Raw genomic sequence first — 20,481 nt, 5'->3', positions numbered from 1 at the left:
TTTATGATATCTACAACAAGAAGAAAAGGAGAATTTAAATATGTTAGAAGAAAGCACTACTTTAACCCAAAACTTTTTGGAGGTAATCAGCGATCCGCAACCAGTAACGATCGTTTCCTACCAAGCCAGTCCAGCTCATGTGGTCAACACCTGGAGCAGCTACATCAAGGTGGTTGATGACTCAACCTTCCTCGTGCCTGCTGCTGGGATGCGGTCGATTGAAGCAGATATTGCGGCTCAAAACAGCCAGCTGATCCTGACCTTCGGCTCCATGAAGTTTGAAGGCACTGAAGGTCCAGGCCGTGGCTACCACGTTTATGCTAATGGCGAATTCGTTGAAGCCGGCGAGTACTTTGACCTCATGAAAGCCGATCTGCCTTGGTTGCGGAAGGTCCTGGTTGTCCACGTGCAAGAAGTTAAGCAAAAAATCTAAACTAAATAACTGACAAGAAAACCCCCTGGTTGGATGAAAATCAACCAGGGGGTTAGTGTTTAGGAGCTTTTTGGCCATCTCCGGCTTGGGCTGAATGAACTGTCGACATGTTTCCAGCTTGTATCACCATACGGCCGGATGATTGGCAAGGCTTTGCAACAGCTTGATGTAGTTGCTTGATGCAAACGATACGAAGACACTGAACGGTCTAAGCAGCACCAGCTTGGACTATCAAAAGATCTTGCAGTCCAAATTAAGTTGGCAAGGCATTGCTAAAGAAACAGGAATCCCCTATTCTACAGTTAGGACGATGGTCCAGCCCGACTAGACCTCCGGAATACCAGCATTGTCCTAAATGGCAAGCTGTTCACTGATGAAAAGTACCAAGACATGTTAACCACGGCCAAGCTTATTTATGGCTATCTCGATCAACTTGCGCAAACGGACTATTGTCATGCTAAATGGTGAGAGCCTCAGCTTTTCACGGAGGTTCCGGCATGAAATGGACAAATTGGTTGACGAATATAATTGGAAGGTCGAAATGGCGGCCAAAACGGCTGCTCCGTTAGGAAAATGACAATTGTTAGCGGGAACATATAGCAAAACTACCATCAAAATGATAAACTAGACAGTGATGATTCCGCTTACATATTTTAGTCTGAATATCATTTTGAGGTTGATTTATGTTTAGAATTTTTGATTTGCTAAAGAGCAGGGCCCGGCTGAGCAAGGTTCTGGCGCCGGTCCAGGGCAGGTTGTTCCCGCTCGAGGATGTCAACGATGAGATTTTTGCTAGCAAGGGACTGGGCGAGGGCTTCGCGGTTCAGCCGTTCAGCGACTTGATCTACGCTCCCTTGAACGGCACAGTCACTTCTTTGTTTCCGACCAACCATGAGATTGGCATCCGGACCAAGGAAGGACTGGATCTCTTGATCCACCTGGGTTTGAATACGGTAGAGCTAGGCGGGGTCGGCTGCGACATTTTAGTTGAAGCCGGTCAAGAAGTTAAAAAGGGGCAGCTATTGGCGACCATGAACCGCAAGCTGCTCCGCGGGCTCGGCTACGACGATACGGTGATCGTGACTTATACCAACGATCAGATCCTCAAAGGGGTCTCGGCACCGGTCTTCTTTAGGGAGATCAATGCCAAAAGAGCGGTCCAGACGATCAGCTACCATTAATTTAGATGAAAAAAAGGCGTGAACGCTGCAGGGATGCGGGTTCACGCCTTTTTTAATATGCTTTTTTACAAGTTCGGGTCCATCTGGAAGCTGAGCGGGGAATCGCCCGTCTGCTGGGTAATCAAGCTGCTGATCAGCTTGTTGTAGATGTCCGTCACCGTCTTGGCCATCTTGGCATTGGCCTCATCCGCGATCGCCGTGGCCTGGCTTGGGTCAGCATGCAGCTTCTGGTCGTATTCATAGCGGAGGCGCAGGACCTTTTCCTTGGCTTCCGTCTGGGCGTCGGCCAGTTCCTTGCCGTACTTGCCCCAGTTCCGGTCAACCAGAACCCCGGCCAGCTTGAAGATCCAGTAGGCAGAGTTCGGGCTGTAGTCGACCTTGCCATTGCCCCACATGTAAGGCACCTTAGTCCCCTGCGGGAAGAAGGGAATGTAGACGCTCTGCGCCGTAACCCCCATGGCCAGCCAGTGGTACATGTCCTCGCCCTTAAGCTGCAAGAGGTGGGATTCCTGGGTCGTCGCCACCCCGATCGGCCGGAAGCTTGCCTGGCCCGCGTTCTTCGGGTTGGTCAAGTCATATTCCGTATCGCTGTAGTGGCTGGCCAGTACCGTCTGGGCGTCCTGGACGCTGAGCGGCCGGTCTGCCTTTTGAATAAATGGCAGGTCAAAAGATTGCGGCTCCTGCTTAACTGACGGGGTCAGCAGCTTCTGCCCGTACCAAACCCGCGGGGTGTTGTAGTGCAGGTCGCTCTCGCTTCTCGTGCCAAAAATTTCCCTCCAGTTGAACTTGGCTTCCTTTGGCCACAGCTGGTGCTCATAAACGAATTCCTGCAGGCCGGCTGAATAAAGGAAGTTGGCCGGATCCTTAAAGTCGATCTCCTGAATTGACAGCTGGTTGGCAACCACCGTGTAGGAGTCGTCCGGGATTCTCTGGGCAACCCAGTGGTGGCCGGACCCGATTTCCAAGTACCAGGCCTCGTCTCTGTCCGCAAACAGAATCCCGTTTGATTCAGCCGCCCCGTACTTTTCCACGATTTCGCCCAAGCGCTTGACCCCTTCTTGAGCCGTCTTGACGTAAGGCAAAACAATAGTCACCATGGCTTCTTCCAGCAGGCCCTTTTCAGCGTCAAAGGGGTCGATGGCCAGAACCCGCTCGTTGGCATAAGCACTTTCCGTAGCACTCATTGCCACATGGTACTCATTGATCCCGTCTTCTTCAAAAAGCCCGTACTTTTTCGTCCATTCTGGAGTGGATGAATATGCAAAGGCCTCCTCTGGCAAATCAATTGTGAACTTGTTATCATGTGACTTGAAAGTCTGGGCTCCTGCTTGCCGCTGGTGGAAGGCCAGGTGCTTGGGCCAGGCCGTCCGTGAGTCTTCATTGCGGCCAATAATCACGCTGCCGTCTAGGCTGGCCTTTTTCCCGATCAAGATTGAAGTGCAGGATGAACGTCCGTGTGTTGTCATAATTTGTCCTCTTTTCTCCTTTTGCTCTTGTTTAGATTTTACCTTATTTTGCCTCCGCCCGCAGGAACGGGGTTTATCTGCTTAACTTTTTACTAAAAATACGCTGTTGGTTTGATATTGTGCTAATATATTAATTAGTACGAATAAGAGTTTTTTATAGGCTGATTGCCGATAATTCATTAGTCTAAGCTAATAGAATCAGCTGGAAAAGCTTGGTCTGGTTAGGAATGAAATATTAAAGTGCTTTCAGAATATGATGAAATTAGGTGGAGCAGATAATGGCCAGAAGGAAAGAAATTGATCGCGAGCGAATATTGGACATCGCCTACAAGAAGGCCTTGACCGACGGGATCGAGAACCTGACTGCCCGCAGCATTGCCCAGACTGGCCACTTTTCAACTCAACCGATCTATTTGGAATTCAAGAACATGGATGGCCTGCGCAAGGAAGTGCTTAAGCGCGTCTCCCGCACCTTGCGTGATGAAATCCTGCAGAAGAAATTTATTGGCGAGCCCTTATACGATGTTGACCTCTCCTACCTGCAATTTGCCCGCGACCACCGGAGCCTGTTCTCAACGATTTTCGTCAATGGGGAATTTGGTGACGACTTAATCCGCGATACCTTGATGGACCTGGGCCACACCAAGCTCCGCGAACAGTACCAGCGCGACCTTGACCCGGAACTGGAGAAGTGGCTCATCGCCCTCAACTGGATTATCGTCAACGGCCTGGCCGTAATGCTGGTCGATGGCCTGATTGACTATGACCAGGACAACTTCGTCCGGATCATCAAACGGCAGCTGGAAAGCCTTTTTGACCGCTGATCCATTTAAAAAATCAAACTATCAATCGGGCATTTCTATCCTTGTAATTTATTCACAAAAGCCCTGCTGAAATCCCTTTAATTTGGGTATAATAGGGAAGTAATGGAAAATCTGAAAGGTGGTTTTTATGAAAGTTTTAGCTCTTAACGGATCTAACGCTGACAAGTCTTACAACGAAATGCTGCTGAAGTTCATTGCCAAGCACTTCGCTGATAAGTATGATTTTGAATTCGCGACCGTGAAGGGGTTGCCGATGTTTAAGGAAGGCCAGGAAGACCCGGCTGACGTGGCCAAATTGAGTGACCAAGTTGCCGCTGCTGACCTGGTTTTGATCGGGTCACCGGAACAACAGCACTCAGTAACCAGCGCTTTGAAGAGCGCCCTGGAATGGCTGTCAACCAACACTCACCCCTTCAACGGCAAGCCAGTCGTTATCGTGTCAACTTCACCGCTGGCCCAAGGGGCTGCCCGGTCACAGACCAAGCTGAAGACGATTTTGGCTTCCCCAGGCCTGCGCCCGGTTGTCTTCAACGACGATGAATTCATGATGGGCGGGGCAGCTACTGCCTTTGACGAAAACGGCGATTTGAAGATTCCCGGTACCGTTGACTTCCTGGAACACTTCTTTGACGAAGTCGACGCCTGGTACGCACAAATCACGAAGTAAGTGGGGGATTGCCAAATGAAATTATTAGCTATTGTCGGAACTAATGCCGATTTTTCTTTCAATCGTCTGCTCTGCCAGTTCATCGCCAAGCGCTTTGGCGATAAGGCGGAAATCGAAGTCGCTGAAATTGGCGACCTGCCAGCCTTCTACAAGGAAGGGCAAGCTGATGCCCGCGTTGCGGCATGGCGGGAAAAGGTTGACCAGGCTGACGGCTTGATCATCGCTACTCCAGAATACGACCACGCTATTCCAGCTGCTTTGAAGAGCGCTTTGGAATGGCTGGGCAGCCACGCTGGCAGCAAGGTTATGGCCTACAAGCCAGTCTGCGTTGTAGGCGTGTCCTTGGGCGGCCAAGGCGCTTCCCGCGCCCAGGAAGATGCCCGGGAAATCCTGCTGTCTCCGGACATGACGGCCAACGTTTTGCCAGGCAACGAATTGCTGATCGGCCAGGCTTACAGCAGCTTTGACAAGGAAAGCGGCGACCTGGTTGACGAAGCTTCAATCGCTCAGCTGGACAAGGTTATGGAAGCCTTCTTTGCTTTCGTTACCCAAGCCAAGAAGTAATGTAAAAGAAAAACTGCAAAATAAGGCGGATAGCTTGGCGCTTCCGCCTTGTTTTGTTTTAAAATTGTAGGGAGAAGTGAAGGAGGAGAAAAGATGGCAGAGGAGCTTTTACCCTTGAAAACAGTCCGCAATCCCCGGGACCTTGGCGGCTATACCGGCTTTGCCGGCAGGAAGATCAAGGCCGGACTTTTGCTGCGGACCGGGACGGTCGCAGCGATCAGTGAAGAAGATGGCAATTATTTGCGGGCTCGCGGGGTGAAAACCATCATCGACCTCCGTTCTCCGCAAGAATGCCGCAAGCGGCCGGATAAAAAGATAGCCGGGATCCAGAACGTCAATATCCCCGTTAACAGCCGGGACCAGACCAAGGCCGGAGCCAGCCTGGCGGAATTAGCCAGGCAGTACGGCCTAGACCCCCTGGCGGGCTTCCGCCCATATGGTGGAGAGCTACCGGCTGATGGTGACGGAAGAGCACGCCCAGGCGGCTTTTGGCCAGGTTTTAGCCTATCTGGCTGAAACTGAAGGCGGAACTATTTATCATTGCTCGGAAGGCAAGGACAGGACGGGCCTGGTGACTGTCTTTTTGCTGACAGTTTTGGGGGTTGACCCGGAAACCATCCGCCAGGACTATCTTTTATCCGCTCCCTACCTTAACGACTACCGGGCCAAAAGGGACAAGGAAGCCCGGGAAAACGGGGAAAGCCTGGTGCAGCGGGCCAACCTTAGGTCTCTGGGCACGGTCAACAATGAGTACTTAGACAGCGCCTTGATCACCATCGACCAGGAATATGGCGGCATGGAAGCCTTTTTGACTCGGCAATTGGGCGTAACGCCCGTCCTTCGTGACCAGCTCCGGGCCAAGTATCTAGAAGAGTAAGGATTTAAAAAATGGGAATCATCAAATACATATCAACTGACCAAGTCATGGCCCAGCACAAGGCCATGGGGACCCACATCAGCCTGCAGATCTACGGGGCAAGGGAAGACCCGGAAAAGATCCTGGACCAGACCAAGGTCCTAATCGACCACTTTGAAGACCTGCTGACGGTCAACCGCAAGCCGGACCACCCCCGCTACGGCCTGTCCGAAGTAACCCGGGTCAACGCCCAGGCGGGCAAGGAGGCCGTGCAAGTTTCCAGCAGCGTTTACGGCTTGATCAAGCTGGCCGTTGAGACCAGCCGGGAAAACTTCGGCTTCAACGCCTTAATCGGCCCCCTGGTTAAGCTCTGGTCCATCGGCTTTCAGGATGCCCGCGTGCCAGGTGACGCGGAAATCCAGGAGAAAATGAAGCTGATCGACCCCTGGATGGTCGAATTAAATGACGATGACCACACGGTCTTTTTGAAGCAGGAAGGCATGGAGCTGGACCTGGGCGGGATCGCCAAGGGCTGGACGGCCGACCGGATCAGGGACCTCTGGCGGGCTTACGGGGTCGAAGCCGGCATCATCAACCTGGGCGGCAATGTCCTCTTCGTCAACCCTTGCCCGAAGCGGGCCAACGGGATGTGGACGGTAGGCGTCCAGGATCCTTTGAAGCCGCGGGGAGAAAACATCACGGCCATGATGATCCCGGAATGCTCCGTGGTCACCAGCGGGACTTACGAGCGCTTTTTGGAAGTGGACGGGCACAAGTACCACCACTTGATCGACTCCCGGACCGGCTACCCGGTGGAAACCAACATCGCCGGGGTGACGACCTTCACCAAGAATTCCGTTGACGCGGAAATCGAGTGCAAGCGCTGCTTCTTTGCCGGCCAGCCAATTGCCAACTGGGTCAATGACCGCCGCTTAGGCGCCATTTACGTGTATAACGATGAACGGGTGGAAAAAGTCGGCCTGGATTACTAAAGTAAAGCAAAAGCAGCCTCACCTTCTGGTGAAGCTGCTTTTTCCTTAGGCCGTGGTCCGGCTGACGCTGAAGAGAGTCTTGAAGACCCCGGTCGACAGACCTGGCGTGTCGTTGACGATGAAACTGAGCAGCTGTGAATCGCTGATCAGCTGGCTCAGCTGGCTGATGCCGACTGAGTTGAGGATGGACAAGACCACGTACATGAAGAAGTAGGAGGCCACGAAAGAAACGATGGCCCCGGCCATGTGGTCCAAAGTGGCCGTGAAACCAGTCTTGGTCTCCTGGGCGGGTAGCCAGGCCTTGAAGATCTTGGATATCTGCTTGAGGATGAAGAAGAGGGCGAAGAAGGCCCCGAAGCGGCAGGCATGCAGGACCAGGCTGGAGTCGCCCGCCTGCCCCTGGACGAACTGGGTGTAGATCAGGTCGCCGACCGGATTTTGCAGCATGATGGCCAGCATGAAGACCAGACCGGCGAAGATCAAATTGACGATCCGCTTGGAGAAACCCACATGGTAGCCTTTGTAGGTCTGCCAGGCGATGTAGAGAATGACGAAAATAACTAAGAGCATCTTTATATCCTTATATCCTTTATTTTTAGCTGTAATTTTCCATGGATTCTTTTTGACCTTCAAGCAAAAATAATCCATAATTGTTAAGATAGTTTGTGTAACATTTTTTTGCGCAAGATTGCTTTTTGCGTTACATTTAAGGGTGTGAAACACGGTTTCACAGGTGAAAGAATGAATCCTGAACTTTTTGCAGAAACATTGTCAAAATATAATTTTAAGTTGTCTCCTGTCCAAGAGCAACAATTTAAAACATATTTTAAGGAATTGGTCCGGGTCAATGAACACGTCAACCTTACCCGGATCACGGACGAAGACGAGGTCTACCTCAAGCACTTCTACGACAGCGTGACTCCGCTCCTGATCTGGCCAGAGGTCTTTGCAGAAGGAGCCAAGCTCTGCGATGTCGGGGCCGGAGCCGGCTTTCCGTCACTGCCGATCAAGATCCTCCGCCCGGACCTGGAAGTCACCATCGTTGACTCTTTAGGCAAGCGGCTGAACTTCTTGTCTGACTTGCTGGAGAAGCTTGGCATCGAAGGCGTGAACCTGGTGCACGGCCGGGCTGAAGATGTGGGGCAAAACCCGGACTACCGGGAGAAGTTTGACCTGGTAACTGCCCGGGCCGTGGCCAGAATGAGCGTTTTGAGCGAATACTGCCTGCCCCTGGCCAAAGTCGGCGGCAAGTTCCTGGCTTTAAAGGGGCCGCGGGCTAACGAAGAATTGGAAGACGCCAAGAGTGCCCTAGAGAAATTGGGCGGCGAAGCTGTCTTCAGCCGGGTCATCACCCTGCCAGGCCGCGCTGAAGAGCGGACCCTTGTCCTGGTTGACAAGGTCAGGGCAACTCCGGGCAAGTACCCGCGCCAGGCAGGCACGCCAAACCGGAAACCCTTGTAGTTTTTTGGAGGTGCCCAAATGGCTTTTGGTTTTTTTCATCGAAATGAAATTCCCCAAAACAAGCAGGTCCAGGACCTGCCTTTAGCGGAAATCCATCCGAACCGCTACCAGCCAAGAAGGACTTTTAGCGATGATTCTATCCAGCAACTCGCCCAGACCTTGCAAGAAGAAGGGCTCTTGCAGCCGATCATCGTCCGCCAGGACCAGGGCGGCTACGAAATCATTGCCGGCGAGCGCCGCTTCCGGGCGGCCAAGAGCCTGGGCTGGGAAAAGATCCCGGCTATCGTGAACAATCTCGATGACCAGCAGACCGCTTCTTTGGCCTTAATCGAAAACCTGCAAAGGGAAAACCTGAATCCGATCGATGAGGCCCAGGCTTATGAGCAGCTGATGCAGCTCAACGACTTGACCCAGACCCAGCTGGCCCAGGATATTGGCAAGTCCCAGTCCTACGTGGCTAACAAGCTCCGCCTGCTCAAGCTGGCTGAACCTGTGCAAGAGTATCTGGCCAAAGGCGGGCTCAGCGCCCGCCATGGCCGGGCCATTTTGGGCTTAAGCGAAGAGGACCAGGTTAAATTGGCTGAAGAGATTGTCGAAAAAGGTCTCAGCGTGAAAGAGACGGAAGAGCGGGCGGCCAAGCTGGCCAATCCTAAGCCAGCCGTTAAGAAGAAGGCGGTGGTCCGCTATGGCCGGGACATGCAGCTGCAGATCAACACGATCAAGCAGGCGGTTAAACTGGCCAAGGAGTCCGGCGTGAAAGTCAAGGTTACCGAGGCGAAGAGCCCGGATGAGTACCAGATTACTATCGTGATGAAGAATCAGAGAAAGAAGAGGGAGGACTAGCATGGGCAGCGTCATCGCAGTCGCCAACCAGAAGGGTGGCGTTGGCAAAACCACGACGACCATCAATTTGGCCGCTTCCATTGCTAAAAGAGGCTACAAGGTATTGATTGTCGACATTGACACGCAGGGCAATGCCACCTCAGGCTTGGGGATTGAGAAGTCGACCATCGAGTATGATATCTACAATGTTCTGATCGATGAAATCCCGATCGCCTCAGCCATCAAGCCGACTAGCAGCAAGAAGCTGGACATCGTGCCGGCCACGATCAATCTGGCCGGGGCGGAAACCGAGCTGATCAGCATGATGGCCCGGGAAACCCGCTTGAAGGGGGCCATTGAAGACTTGGGCGATAAGTACGACTTCGTCTTTATCGACTGTCCTCCTTCTTTGGGGCAGTTGTCCATCAATGCCTTTACGGCCAGCCAGTCGATTTTGATTCCGGTCCAAAGCGAATACTACGCTATGGAAGGATTGAGCCAGCTGCTCAACACCATCCGCTTAGTCCAGAAGCACTTTAACAAGGACCTGGGCGTGGAGGGGGTCTTGCTGACCATGCTGGATGCCCGGACCAACCTGGGGGCCGACGTGGTCCAGCAGGTCAAGGAATATTTCGGCGACCGGGTCTACAAGACGATCATCCCGCGGATCACCAAGCTGGCTGAAGCTCCAAGCTACGGGGAGGCAATCACGGAATACGCGCCAAGTTCGCGCGGGGCCAAGGTTTATGATGACTTAGCAAAAGAGGTGCTGAAGGCTCATGGCAAGAGACTCAAGAAATAAGAAACAGGAAAAGAAGGGCGGCCTGGGCCGGGGCTTGGGGGCGCTTTTTGAAGAAGAACCCCAGGTAAAGCCGGCCGAAGAAATCGAAGACCTGCCTTTGGCAGAAGTCCGGCCCAACCCTTACCAGCCGCGGAAGAATTTTGATGAAAAGAAGCTGGCCGAACTGGCTGAATCCATCAAGGAAAACGGGGTCCTGCAGCCGATCATCGTCCGCCGGTCAGTCGGCGGCTACGAGATCATCGCCGGTGAGCGCCGCTGCCGGGCTTCCGAATTAGCCGGCCAGGCCACCATCCCGGCCATCATCCGCCAGTTTGATGAAAGCCAGATGATGGAAGTGGCAATCTTGGAAAACCTGCAGCGGGAAGACCTGACTCCTTTGGAAGAAGCCCAGGCTTATGAAATGCTGCAAAAGAACCTGGGCTTGACCCAGGAAGAGGTTTCCAAGAAGATGGGCAAGTCCCGCCCTTACATCACTAACTACCTCCGTCTGCTCACCCTGCCGCAGAAGACCAAGGGCCTTTTGCAAAGAGGGGAATTGTCCATGGGCCAGGCCAGAACCCTTCTGGGCTTAAAGGACAAGGACAGGATCGATGAACTGGCCAAGCGGGTGGTTAAGGAAGGGATGCCGGTCCGCAAGGTCGAGGCGCTGGTCGCCAAGATGAACGAGCGCGGGCAGAAGCAGAAGAAAAAGAATGCCGGCAAGTCAGCCTTCGTGCGGGCCAGCGAAAGCCAGCTGGCCGCCAAGTTCGGCTCGCCGGTAAGCATTACGGAAAACAAGACGGGGAAGGGGCACTTGTCAATTGACTTTGCTTCCCCGGATGAACTGAACCGGATTCTGGATTTGTTAGGTGTGAATCTCGATGACTAAAAACATTACTTTTGACTTGGCGGATACGGTTGAAATGAAGAAGCCCCACGCTTGCCAGACCAACAACTGGGAGGTCCTGCGCCTGGGCGCCGACATCCGCTTGAAATGCATGGGCTGCGGGCACGTGGTCATGATGCCGCGGGCTTATTTCAACAAGAAGGTCAAGAAGGTCCTGGCCAAGAGCAATGATCCCGTCAACTTGAAGAACGATTTTTACGTGGCCAAGGAAGACATCGCCCGGCCAAATTTCGGCTAGGCATTGACTAATCTGGCCAAAAGGCCAAGAATTAAACACGCAAGCAAGAAAAAACAAGAAAGAGGAATTAAAAAATATGGCTTTAACTGCTGGTATCGTCGGTTTGCCAAACGTCGGCAAGTCAACTCTTTTTAACGCAATTACCAAGGCGGGCGCGGAAATGGCTAACTACCCATTCGCGACCATTGAACCGAACGTGGGGATGGTTGAAGTGCCGGACAAGCGCCTGGCCAGAATCCAAGAACTGATCCCGGCCAAGAAGGTTGTCCACACGACTTTTGAATTCACCGACATTGCCGGTTTGGTCAAGGGGGCTTCCAAGGGTGAAGGCCTGGGCAACAAGTTCCTGGAAAACATCCGCCAGACCGACGCTATCGTACACGTGGTCCGGGCTTTTGACGATGAAAACATCACTTCCGTCTCCGGCAAGGTTGACCCGGAAGAAGACATCGACACCATCAACCTGGAACTGATCTACGCTGACCTGGACTCAGTTGACCGCCGGATCGGCAAGGTGCAGAAGATGGCCCAGCAAAAGGACAAGGAAGCCATGGCTGAATACAATGTCCTGCAAAAGATCAAGCCAGTTCTGGAAGCCGGCGACCCGGTCCGGTCCATCAAGTTCACTGATGACGAAGCCAAGATCGTCAAGGGCCTCTTCCTCCTGACTTCCAAGCCGGTCATCTACGTGGCCAACATCGCGGAAGAATCCATGGCTGATCCGGAAAGCGACAAGTACTACCAAATCGTCAAGGCCCACGCCGACAAGGAAGGGGCTGGCTGCCTGGGCATCTCCGCGGCTATCGAAGAAGAAATTGCCGGCCTGGACGATGAAGAAAAGGCAGAAATGCTGGCGGCTGAAGGGGTTGAAGAATCCGGTTTGGACCGCTTGATCCGAGCTGCCTACCACCTGCTGGGCCTCAGAACCTTCTTTACGGCCGGGGGCAAGGAAACCCGGGCCTGGACCTTCCACCAGGGCATGAAGGCGCCGCAAGTTGCCGGTGTCATCCACTCCGACTTTGAACGGGGCTTCATCCGGGCCGAAGTCGTTTCCTTCGAAGACCTGGACAAGTACGAAAGCATGCAGAAGATCAAGGAAGCCGGCAGAGTCCGCCTGGAAGGCAAGGAATACGAAGTCCAGGACGGCGACATCATCGAATTTAGATTTAACGTATAAGGCAGGAGACAGAAGTGAGCGAAGAAAAGCAAGTTAAGAACGCTTCTCAAGCCGAGCTGCAAAAGCAGGGGCAGGCAGAAGCCAAGACGGAAAGCATCAAGCAGGAGAACCCGGAAGAACTCCGGGGGAAATTGTCCAACAAGAACAAGGACTACATCTACCGCTTGAAGAAGGAACTGGTTGCCGGCGGCATGAGCGAAGGCGACGCTGACGCCCAGATCGACGGCCTTTTGCCGGAAATCTACGACGCCCAGATCAAGGGGCAGCCGGCCAACGTTTTGTTTGGCGCCGCGCCTAAGCTGAAGGCCAGCCAGATCCTGCACCCGGTCGTTAAGCCGGAAAGGGTGCCGGACAAGCTGGTAGCCCTGGACGGGGCCCTCTTCTACACGGCCATGCTGACGGTTCTGTTTGGGGTCTTGCAATTGTTCACGGACAACAGCAAGTCCACTTCCTCCGGTTCCGGGATCCTGACCTTGATCGTGATGGGTCTGGCCATGGGCTGGTACTTCACCAAATACAACACCTGGATGCAGCCTGACCCGAAGACCGGCAAGCCGGCCTGGGGCAAGGTGATCTGGGGCCTTCTGGGGTCACTTTTGATCATCATGCTGATCGTCTTTGTCCTCTCAATTCCGGCCCTGTCCGTCATCAACCCGGTTCTGCCAGGCTGGGCTGACATCCTGGTGGCCGCAGCCGCTTACGGGATTCGCTGGCTGGTTCGCCGTCACTACGGGATTGAAGGGACTTCTCTCAGCCCGGATAAGCTGACCATGAAGAAAAAAGTAAATCAATAGCGTGCTTTTTAATCCTAATGGGTGTAAAATAAGCTGATAAGTATAAAACAAATAGATGCTGAGCATCTATTTGTTTTTGTTTGACGATTTTTTTATAAAAAGCGATGAGCAGTAAAGAGGGAGGTCATTAATGCTTAAAACTTTATTGAAGTCCGTCCGCCAGTACAAAAAAGAGACGCTCTTGTCTCCTTTGTGCGTGGTCGTCGAGGTCTTCATTGAAATGTATATCCCATATATCATGGGGCTCTTGATTGACAACGGAATCAACAAGGGGGACATGGACTACGTGCGCAAGATGGGTCTGTTCACCATCCTGATGGCCCTAATCTCCCTGGTCCTGGGGGCCAGTGCCAGCTACTTCTCAGCCCACGCGGCAGCCGGCTTTACCGCCAACCTCCGCCATGACATGTTCTACCACATTCAGGACTTTTCATTTGAAAACATTGACAAGTTCTCCAGCGCGAGTCTGGTGACCCGGCTGACGACCGACACCAACAACATCCAGCAGGCCTACCAGATGAGCATTAGAATGGCCGTCCGGGCCCCGTTCATGATGATCATTTCCCTGTTCATGGCAGTTTCGATCAGCTGGAGACTGACACTGATCTTCCTCGTGGCTGTTCCGATTTTGGCTTTTGCCATGATCTTGATCATTAAGAATGCCCGGCCATACTTCCCGAGAATCTTCCGGGCCTATGACGAACTGAACCGGAAGGTCCGGGAAAACATCCGCGGGATCCGGGAAGTCAAGACCTATGTCCATGAAGAAGAGCAGATCGAGAACTTTAAAAAGTCCACCAGCAAGATCTACAAGCTCTTCAGACGGGCCATGTTCATCATGGCCTTCAACGGCCCGGTCATGACCATGATGATCGACGCTGTCATGCTGGCCCTGTCCTGGTTTGGGGCAAAACTGATCGTGGGCCATCAACTGGCAACCGGCCAGCTGGTTTCCATGTTCTCTTACACCATGTCCATCTTGATGTCCTTGATGATCTTGTCCATGATCTTCACCCAGCTGATGATGGCTCAGTCAAGCGGGCGCCGGGTGGCTGACGTCTTGACGGCCAAGCCAACTATTGTCAACCCGGCCAAGTCACCTTTGACCAGCGTGACCAACGGGGAAGTCGTTTTTGACCACGTTGACTTCAAGTACAACAAGGAAGATGCCCACTATGCCTTAAAGGACATTGACCTGCGGATCAAGTCCGGGGAAACTTTGGGGATTATCGGGGAAACCGGGTCTTCCAAGTCAACCTTGATTTCCATGATTCCTCGCCTTTACGACGTGACCGGCGGGGCAGTCAGAGTCGGCGGCCACAACGTGCGCTCTTACGACCTTAAGACCCTGCGCGACAATGTGGCGGTCGTTTTGCAAAAGAACGTCCTCTTCACCGGCACTATCAAGGACAACCTCAAGTGGGGGAATGAAAAGGCCAGCGACGAGGAAATCGTCTGGGCAGCCAAGATTGCCCAGGCTGACGGCTTTATCCGGGAAATGCCGGACGGCTATGACACCATGGTCGAACAAGGCGGCAACAATGTTTCCGGGGGGCAAAAGCAGCGGATCACGATCGCTCGGGCCCTGTTGAAGAAGCCGAAGATCCTGATCCTGGACGACTCCACCAGTGCCGTCGACACCAAGACTGAACGGGAAATCCGGGAAGCCTTGAAGCGGGACCTGCCGGAAACGACCAAGATCATCATTTCCCAGCGGATCGTCTCCATCAAGGATGCCGACCGGATCGTGGTCATGAACCACGGGAAGATCGAAGACGTCGGAACCCACGATGAATTGATCAAGCGCAACGACTTGTACTCATCCATCGCCAAGTTCCAAGAAGAAAACAGCAAGTAGGTGATAATCGATGACTAAAAAACAAGCTCAGCAACCATCACAAATGCAGACCTTGACCCGCCTGCTGAAATACGTCTACCGGGTTAGCCCGGCGGCTTTGATCGTTTCCCTGGTCTCCGTGATCATCAGCGCGGCGGCTTCCGTTGTCGGCTCCTTGTTCATTGAACAGGTTATCGACCGCTACATCACGCCCATGCTCAAGCAAAAGAGCCCGGACTTTGGCCCCTTGGCTCACGCTGTTTTGCTCATGGCCGGCGTTTACGCCATCGGTCTGGTCGCCAACTACCTTTTCACCTTGCTGATGATGGTCTTGTCCCAGCAGGTGCAAAAGCAAATCAGAAATGAAATGTTTACCCACATGCAGCGGCTGCCGATAGCCTTTTTTGACCAGAACGAATACGGCGACATCATGTCCCGCTACACTAACGACATCGACACCTTGATGCAGATGATCTCCCAGGCCCTGCCGATGTTTGCTAACTCTGTCTTTTCAGTAGTCTTCGTTTTGGCGGGGATGTTCTATCTCAGCTGGCAATTGACCCTGGTTTCCCTGGTAGTGGTTCTCCTGTCCTTAGGCGTTGTCCGCTACTTGACCGGCAAGTCCAGCTACTACTTTGACCAGCAGCAGAAGACTATGGGGATGGTCAACGGCTACAACGAAGAAATGCTTAACGGCTTGAAGGTCATCAAGGTCTTCTCCCATGAACCGGAAGTCAAGGCCGACTTTGACCGCTACAATGACCAGCTGCGGATTGCCTCAGGTAAGGCCAACACCTATGCCACCATCTTGTTCCCAATCATGGGCAATATCGGCAACCTGCTCTATGTCTTGATCGCCTTGATCGGCGGGGCGGCAATCTTAGCCGGCAACATTCCGCTGACCTTGGGGGCTCTGGCTTCCTTCATGCAGCTGTCCAAGGCCTTCATCATGCCGATCGCCCAGATTTCCCAGCAGCTGAACGCCATCGTTCTGGCTATTGCCGGGGCCCGGCGGATTTTCCAGGTCCTGGATGAAAAAGTTGAAGTCGACGACGGCCAGGTAACTATCGAAGAAAAGCCGGGCGTCAAGAATGCCTGGCAGTGGAAGCTGCCGACCGAAAACGGCTTTAAGTACGTGCCAGTCAAGGGTCACATCGTTTTTGACCACGTCAGCTTCGGCTATGTACCAGGCAAGCAGATCCTGCACGACATTTCCCTTGAAGCCAAGCCTGGCATGAAGGTGGCCCTGGTCGGGGAAACGGGGGCCGGGAAGACTACCATTTCCAGCATGATCAACCGCTTCTATGAAATTAATTCCGGAACGATCACTTACGACGGGATCGATATCAAGGACATCAAGAAGGATGACCTCCGCAAGTCTGTCTCCATCGTCTTGCAGGAAACTCACATGTTTACCGGCAACATCATGGAAAACATCCGCTTCGGCCGGCCTGACGCTTCAGATGACGACGTCTACCAGGCAGCCCGCCTGGCCCGGGCCGACGAGTTCATCCATGACCTGGATGATGGCTATGAAACGGTGATCGACGGGGGCGGCGGTGACCTCTCTCAAGGGCAGCTGCAGCTGCTCTCCATTGCCCGGGCCATGATCGCTGACAAGCCGGTTATGATCCTGGACGAAGCCACCAGTTCCATCGACACCCGGACTGAGCGCCTGGTGCAAGCCGGGATGGACAACCTTTTGGCTGGCCGGACCAGCTTCGTCATCGCCCACCGTCTGTCCACCATCGTCAACTCCGACTTGATCATAGTCCTGGACCACGGCCGGATCCTGGAAGCCGGCAACCACGACCAGCTTCTGGCCAAGCAGGGCTACTACTACGAGCTCTACACCGGCAAAAAAGAAATCCAATAAGAGCGAATCTTATGTTTTGCTAAAATCCAAGTCAGAGCGTACGTCAAAGTACGCTCTTTTTGGTATATTGGTTAAAATAAAAGGTACAATACAGGATAGATAAGTTTGGAATAGAAGAGGTTTTGCAAATGAAAATTCTCGTTGTCGATGATGACCACGAAATCGTGGAACTCTTAAGCATTTATTTGAAGAACGAAGGCTATGAGCCGATTGCCGCCTACAATGGCAAGGAAGCTTTGACCAAGCTCTCAACCACGCCAGATATCGCCTTGATGATTCTGGACGTGATGATGCCTAACCTGTCAGGCATCGATGTGGTCAAGGAAGTTCGCAAGGATTCTGACATTCCGATCATCATCGTCAGCGCCAAGACCGGCGATATGGATAAGATCCAGGGCTTGATCACCGGGGCCGACGACTACGTGTCCAAGCCTTTCAACCCCCTGGAAGTCATGGCCCGGGTCCGGTCCCTTTTGCGTCGCAGCCGGAAGCAGGTCAAGGAAGAGGAGCCTGACGTTTTGGAAGTCGGGCCTCTGATCATCAACAAGGACTCCCATGAGGTCAAGACGGTTGAAGGCAAGGAAATCCAACTGACAGCCCTGGAATTCGGCATTCTTTACCTTTTGGCCAGCCACCCCAACCGGGTCTTCTCAGCTGATGAGATCTTCGAGCGGGTTTGGCAGCAAGAGTCCATTGTCAGCGCCAAGACGGTCATGGTTCACGTTTCCCACTTGCGGGACAAGATCCAGAAGGCCACCGACGGCGAAGACGTCATCAAGACTGTATGGGGTGTAGGTTACAAGGTTGAAGCCTAAGCAAGACAAAGAAAAACAAGTCGTCCAGGGCAAGCGGCCCCGGGTCAAGCTGACCGCGGCTGAGAAGAGCGAGCTTTTTGCTGAAGGCGTGGTGACGGTCATCATCATGCTGCTCTTGAACATGTCCGTCATCATCCTCTACCATTTGGCGGTCCTGCAGGACAAGAGCCTGGTCAACGGCATTTATTTTTTGAAAAAGACCATGACGATCGGACCGGGCTACCATATCTGGTCCTGGGAAAGAATCGGGATAATTTTGATGGGGATCGCTGACGTCATCGTCTTGTACTGGCGCTTAATCCGCCGCTACCACCAAATGCAGCTGCGGCACATCATTTCCGAATTGCACTATATTGCCAACGGCCACTTTGACCACCGGATTTCCTTCAGCGTCAACAACGACATGCAGAAGGTGATCGATTCCATCAACTCCCTGGTCGACTCAACCATGGGGGCGATCAATGAAGAAAAGGCGATCGAGCAGTCGAAAGACGAACTGATCACCAATGTTTCCCACGATATCCGGACCCCTTTGACCAGCATCATCGGCTACCTGGGCCTGCTGAAGAACGGGGCCGTGACCAGCCAGGAGGACATGCTCAAGTACATCAATATCGCCTATGACAAGGCTGAGCAGATGAGGTCCCTGGCCAATGACCTTTTCGAGTACACCACCTTGAAGTCGACCAAGACCAAGCTGAACGTGACCCCGATCAATATCAAGGGCATGATGGAGCAGGTGGCGGCCGGCTTTGAGCTAGAAGCGGAGAAGAAGGGCATTGCCTTTAGCGTCAAGGCCCGGCCGGATGATTTGATCGTCAACGCCGACGTGGAAAAGCTGGTCCGGGTCTACAACAACTTGATCTCCAATGCCTTAAAGTACGCGGCTGGGGCCAGCCGGATCAACCTGGTGGCCAACCTGATCAACCACGAGCAGGTTGAGCTGCGGGTTGAGAATAACGGGAAACCGATTCCCAAGGACAAATTGAAGAAGATTTTTGACCGCTTCTACCGGGTGGAAAGCTCGCGCAATACCAAGACCGGGGGCACGGGCTTAGGCCTGTCCATCGTCCAGGGGGCCGTCGAGCTGCACGGGGGGACGATCCGCTGTGAATCAAACAAGGATTGGACCAGTTTCATCATTCTCTTGCCCCGGGATCCCCAGGCAAATAACTTTGCTCTTAGACCTGTGGTATAATTTGAATTGAATCTTAATTGACAGTGAGGAGTAAAAATGAGCATCTCATTAAACACCTGTATTTTAATCTTAAAAGAACACCACCTACTCAAGTCCAGTGCCGTCCAGGACACTGTCCAGACCAGAATGGAGGCTGTTTCTTATGACTCACGCGATGTCCAGAACAACAGCCTCTTCTTCTGCAAGGGGGCGGGCTTCCGGCCAACCTACCTGACCATGGCCAAGGAAAACGGGGCAATTGCCTACGTGGCTGAGCAGCCATACCCGGAAGGCACGGGGATGCACGCCTTGATCGTCCGCAACGTGTCCAAGGCGATGGCTCTTTTGTCAGCTGCCTTCTACCGCTTCCCGCAAGACGACCTCTTCCTGGTTGGCTTTACCGGGACCAAGGGCAAGACCACTTCCGCCTACTTCTTAAAGGGGATGCTGGACCAGCTTAACGGGGGCCGGACTGCTCTTTTGTCCTCAGTCGACAACATCCTCGGGCCGGCTCCGGAAGACACCTTCAAGTCCAGCCTGACCACGCCGGAATCACTGGACTTGTTCAGAGACATGCGGCGGGCAGTTGACAACGGCATGACCCACATGGTTATGGAAGTGTCATCCCAAGCCTACAAGAAGAACCGGGTCTTTGGCCTGACCTACGACCTGGGCTTTTTCCTGAACATCAGCCCGGACCACATCGGGGTCAACGAGCACCCGAACTTTGAGGACTACCTCCACTGCAAGCTGCAGCTTTTGGTTAACTCCCGCAAGTGCATCATCAACGCGGAAACCGACCGTTTCGCTGATGTTTACGCGGCAGCAACGACCACGACCAACCCGGACAGCATCTACCTGTTTGCCCGGGACGGCTTTGAAAACCCGGATCTGAAGAAGCCGATCGACTTCCGCTACAAGTCCGTGGAAACTGACCTGGCTGAAACCAAGTTCACCTTGACTACGGCTTCAAGCAAGGCCCACAAGCTGCCAATCTCTGGTGAATACACTCTGCAGATGATCGGCGACTTCAACGAAACCAACGCTACCGGCGCCATCATCGGGGCTGGCTTAGCCGGGATGAGCTATGAAGACTGCGCCAAGGGGATCCGGCACGTGACCATCCCAGGCCGGATGGAAACCGTCACGACCCAAAAGCACGGCTTGATTGTGGTGGACTATGCCCACAACAAGGCCTCGATGCTGGCCTTGATGCGGTTCATGCGCCGGGAATTCACCAACCCCCGGATTATCGTCGTGGTCGGCGCGCCTGGGGACAAGGGAATTTCCCGCCGGCCGGGCTTCAGTGAAAGCTTGACGGCGGAAGCTGACAAGGCCTACCTGACCACGGACGACCCTGGCTTTGAAAATGCCCAGGACATCTGCGAGGAAATCGATGCCGGGATCGACCACTCCAAGTGTGAAACGGTTATCGAACTGGACCGGGAGAAGGCCATCAAGGAAGCCATTTCCGAAGCTGGCCCGAACGACGTGGTCCTGCTCTGCGGCAAGGGGGCTGACGCCTTCCAGAAGATCCGCGGGGTAGACACCCCATATGCCGGCGATATTGTTATCGCCCGGCAGGTGGTCCAGGAATTAGAAAAGTAAGGATT

At 53.4% G+C, this 20,481-nt stretch carries 20 protein-coding genes and 1 pseudogene; 19 read left to right on the top strand and 2 right to left on the bottom strand.

All coding sequences use genetic code 11. From position 1 onward, the window contains the following. Positions 1-40: 40 nt before the first annotated feature. Together DS743_RS04045 and DS743_RS04040 are read left to right on the top strand one after the other, a co-directional pair. Positions 41-433: a hypothetical protein gene (locus DS743_RS04045; protein ID WP_035184948.1), complete on the top strand. Its 393-nt coding sequence runs from the start codon at positions 41-43 to the stop codon at positions 431-433. Positions 434-1,116: 683 nt separating this feature from the next. Continuing rightward, entirely contained in the window at positions 1,117-1,614 is a 498-nt protein-coding gene (locus tag DS743_RS04040; protein ID WP_072544286.1) for a PTS sugar transporter subunit IIA, read from the top strand. Between the two features lie 65 nt (positions 1,615-1,679). Here DS743_RS04040 and DS743_RS04035 read toward each other — a convergent pair whose 3' ends face one another. Continuing rightward, the gene (locus DS743_RS04035) at positions 1,680-3,080 is read right to left on the bottom strand and encodes a C69 family dipeptidase (RefSeq protein WP_035184953.1); all 1,401 of its coding nucleotides are present in this window, start codon (positions 3,078-3,080) and stop codon (positions 1,680-1,682) included. A 275-nt stretch (positions 3,081-3,355) separates the two neighbouring features. Here DS743_RS04035 and DS743_RS04030 point away from each other — a divergent pair, with 275 nt between their 5' ends. The 5 genes and pseudogenes from DS743_RS04030 to DS743_RS04010 all read left to right on the top strand — a co-directional run bounded on the left by DS743_RS04030 (position 3,356) and on the right by DS743_RS04010 (position 6,983). Next, entirely contained in the window at positions 3,356-3,904 is a 549-nt protein-coding gene (locus DS743_RS04030) for a TetR/AcrR family transcriptional regulator (RefSeq protein WP_003616592.1), read from the top strand. A gap of 127 nt (positions 3,905-4,031) precedes the next feature. Further along, the gene (locus DS743_RS04025; RefSeq protein ID WP_002879531.1) at positions 4,032-4,571 is read left to right on the top strand and encodes an NAD(P)H-dependent oxidoreductase; all 540 of its coding nucleotides are present in this window, start codon (positions 4,032-4,034) and stop codon (positions 4,569-4,571) included. Between the two features lie 15 nt (positions 4,572-4,586). Continuing rightward, the gene (locus DS743_RS04020; RefSeq protein ID WP_002879530.1) at positions 4,587-5,135 is read left to right on the top strand and encodes an NADPH-dependent FMN reductase; all 549 of its coding nucleotides are present in this window, start codon (positions 4,587-4,589) and stop codon (positions 5,133-5,135) included. Between the two features lie 93 nt (positions 5,136-5,228). Further along, positions 5,229-6,012: pseudogene (locus DS743_RS04015) on the top strand (tyrosine-protein phosphatase). Between the two features lie 11 nt (positions 6,013-6,023). After that, complete coding sequence (locus DS743_RS04010) at positions 6,024-6,983, top strand: FAD:protein FMN transferase (RefSeq protein ID WP_035184958.1); 960 nt, start codon at positions 6,024-6,026, stop codon at positions 6,981-6,983. Positions 6,984-7,028: 45 nt separating this feature from the next. Here DS743_RS04010 and DS743_RS04005 read toward each other — a convergent pair whose 3' ends face one another. Next, complete coding sequence (locus tag DS743_RS04005) at positions 7,029-7,553, bottom strand: CvpA family protein (RefSeq protein ID WP_013440258.1); 525 nt, start codon at positions 7,551-7,553, stop codon at positions 7,029-7,031. A gap of 171 nt (positions 7,554-7,724) precedes the next feature. Here DS743_RS04005 and rsmG point away from each other — a divergent pair, with 171 nt between their 5' ends. The 12 genes from rsmG to DS743_RS03945 all read left to right on the top strand — a co-directional run bounded on the left by rsmG (position 7,725) and on the right by DS743_RS03945 (position 20,476). Next, a complete protein-coding gene (gene rsmG / locus DS743_RS04000; RefSeq protein WP_072544288.1) occupies positions 7,725-8,444 on the top strand; it encodes a 16S rRNA (guanine(527)-N(7))-methyltransferase RsmG in 720 nt (239 codons plus the stop codon). Positions 8,445-8,462: 18 nt separating this feature from the next. Further along, positions 8,463-9,287 carry a nucleoid occlusion protein gene (gene noc / locus DS743_RS03995; RefSeq protein WP_013440256.1) on the top strand — a complete coding sequence of 275 codons (825 nt, stop codon included), beginning with the start codon at positions 8,463-8,465 and terminating at the stop codon, positions 9,285-9,287. A 1-nt stretch (position 9,288) separates the two neighbouring features. Beyond that, complete coding sequence (locus DS743_RS03990; protein WP_035184964.1) at positions 9,289-10,068, top strand: ParA family protein; 780 nt, start codon at positions 9,289-9,291, stop codon at positions 10,066-10,068. Next, positions 10,046-10,936 carry a ParB/RepB/Spo0J family partition protein gene (locus DS743_RS03985; protein ID WP_003613278.1) on the top strand — a complete coding sequence of 297 codons (891 nt, stop codon included), beginning with the start codon at positions 10,046-10,048 and terminating at the stop codon, positions 10,934-10,936. Before DS743_RS03990 ends, DS743_RS03985 begins: the two co-directional genes overlap by 23 nt. Next, on the top strand, positions 10,929-11,192 hold the full coding sequence (locus DS743_RS03980) for a DUF951 domain-containing protein (RefSeq protein WP_013440255.1): 264 nt from the start codon (positions 10,929-10,931) through the stop codon (positions 11,190-11,192). The genes DS743_RS03985 and DS743_RS03980 overlap by 8 nt, the downstream gene beginning before the upstream one ends. A gap of 76 nt (positions 11,193-11,268) precedes the next feature. Further along, entirely contained in the window at positions 11,269-12,369 is a 1,101-nt protein-coding gene (gene ychF, locus DS743_RS03975) for a redox-regulated ATPase YchF (protein WP_002879521.1), read from the top strand. A gap of 14 nt (positions 12,370-12,383) precedes the next feature. Then, a complete protein-coding gene (locus DS743_RS03970) occupies positions 12,384-13,163 on the top strand; it encodes a DUF1129 domain-containing protein (RefSeq protein WP_035184967.1) in 780 nt (259 codons plus the stop codon). Between the two features lie 130 nt (positions 13,164-13,293). Beyond that, on the top strand, positions 13,294-15,021 hold the full coding sequence (locus DS743_RS03965) for an ABC transporter ATP-binding protein (protein ID WP_035184970.1): 1,728 nt from the start codon (positions 13,294-13,296) through the stop codon (positions 15,019-15,021). Between the two features lie 10 nt (positions 15,022-15,031). Continuing rightward, positions 15,032-16,876 (top strand): ABC transporter ATP-binding protein, encoded by a 1,845-nt coding sequence (locus DS743_RS03960; protein ID WP_035184974.1) that lies wholly within the window; start codon positions 15,032-15,034, stop codon positions 16,874-16,876. 128 nt (positions 16,877-17,004) lie between these two features. Next, positions 17,005-17,691 (top strand): response regulator transcription factor CroR, encoded by a 687-nt coding sequence (gene croR / locus DS743_RS03955; RefSeq protein WP_035184976.1) that lies wholly within the window; start codon positions 17,005-17,007, stop codon positions 17,689-17,691. Further along, positions 17,681-18,889: a sensor histidine kinase gene (locus DS743_RS03950; protein ID WP_035184979.1), complete on the top strand. Its 1,209-nt coding sequence runs from the start codon at positions 17,681-17,683 to the stop codon at positions 18,887-18,889. The genes croR and DS743_RS03950 overlap by 11 nt, the downstream gene beginning before the upstream one ends. Positions 18,890-18,925: 36 nt before the next feature. Continuing rightward, positions 18,926-20,476, top strand: coding sequence for a UDP-N-acetylmuramoyl-L-alanyl-D-glutamate--2,6-diaminopimelate ligase (locus tag DS743_RS03945; protein ID WP_035184981.1), 1,551 nt, complete (start codon positions 18,926-18,928; stop codon positions 20,474-20,476). Positions 20,477-20,481 lie beyond the last annotated feature (5 nt).

Origin of the sequence: Lactobacillus leichmannii (assembly GCF_024701915.1) — a bacterium.
Taxonomy (GTDB): Bacteria; Bacillota; Bacilli; order Lactobacillales; family Lactobacillaceae; genus Lactobacillus; species Lactobacillus delbrueckii.
Note: the sequence above shows the minus strand (reverse complement) of the source record. Positions and strands in the feature narration are given on the sequence as shown.